The 1,166-nt window shown below is 64.6% G+C and carries 1 protein-coding gene; it reads right to left on the bottom strand.

The genetic code is table 11. The features are described from left to right. Positions 1-1,166 (bottom strand): oligopeptide/dipeptide ABC transporter ATP-binding protein (locus tag EOA27_RS37330; RefSeq protein ID WP_145970861.1); only part of this gene is annotated, 1,166 nt, incomplete at both ends.

The raw sequence follows: 1,166 nt of genomic DNA, 5'->3' as shown, positions 1-1,166 counted from the left end.
TCATCCGGCACGCCTTCATGCGCGGCATGCTCCTTGTCGAACTTGATGACCGGCTCCATCTTGGCGAGCACGTCGTCCGAAAGCCAGCATAGGCTCGTATGGCCGCCGCCGAGATTTTTCACCGGCGGCACCTTCGTCTCGCACAGATTGTCCGGCACCAGCTTCTTGTAGCCGCAGCGCGTCTGGAACGGGCAGCCGGTCGGCGGGTTCATGGCCGACGGGATGTCGCCTTCGAGCACGATGTGCTTCTTGATGACGCTGGTGTCGGCGATCGGGATCGCGGACAGCAGCGCCTCGGTATAGGGATGGTAGGGCGGCGAGAAGATCTGGTCGGTCGTGCCCTGCTCGACGATGTAGCCCAGATACATGACCACGACGCGGTCGGCGATGTAGCGCACCACCGACAGATCGTGGCTGATGAACAGCATCGTCGTCTTGTTCTTGCGCTGGATGTCCATCAAAAGTTCGGTCACCGCCGCCTGCACCGAGACGTCCAGCGCCGAGACCGGCTCGTCGGCCACCACCACCTTGGCGTCGCCGGCAAAGGCGCGCGCGACGCCGATGCGCTGCTTCTGGCCGCCCGACAGCTGGCGCGGCTTGCGGGTCTCGAAGGCCCTGGGCAGCTTCACCAGGTCGAGCAGCTCCAGCATGCGCTGGCGTCGCTCGGCGACCGTCTTGCCGACATTGAACTTCTCCAGCGTGCGGATGATCTGTGAGCCGACCGTGTGGCTGGGGTTCAGCGTGTCGAAGGGGTTCTGGAACACCATCTGGATCGACGAGACGGTGTCGACGCCGCGGCTCTCGATGCCCGTCGACTGGATCTCCTTGTTGGCCAAGGTCACCGTGCCGGAGCTGGCGGTCTCGAGGCCGAGCAACACCTTGGCCAGCGTCGACTTTCCGCAGCCGGACTCGCCGACGATCGCCACCGTCTCGGATTCGCGCGCGGTGAACGAGATCGTCTCGTTGGCCTTGACGACGCGGCCTTCGCTGGAGCCGAACACCTCGCTGCCGCCGACCTTGTAGTATTTCTTGAGGTCCTGGATCTTCAGCACCGGCGCGCCGGGCTCGACCTTTTCGTTGACCTTCTTGGCGCCGGGCGGCAGCGCCTCCCAGTCGATCTCGTTGAAGCGCACGCAGCGCGAGAAATGCCCCTCATGGCCCTCAAC

This window comes from Mesorhizobium sp. M2A.F.Ca.ET.037.01.1.1, from assembly GCF_003998075.1.
Taxonomy (GTDB): domain Bacteria; phylum Pseudomonadota; class Alphaproteobacteria; order Rhizobiales; family Rhizobiaceae; genus Mesorhizobium.
The sequence above is the reverse complement of the archived record's forward strand: the minus strand, read 5'-3'. Positions and strand labels throughout refer to the sequence as shown.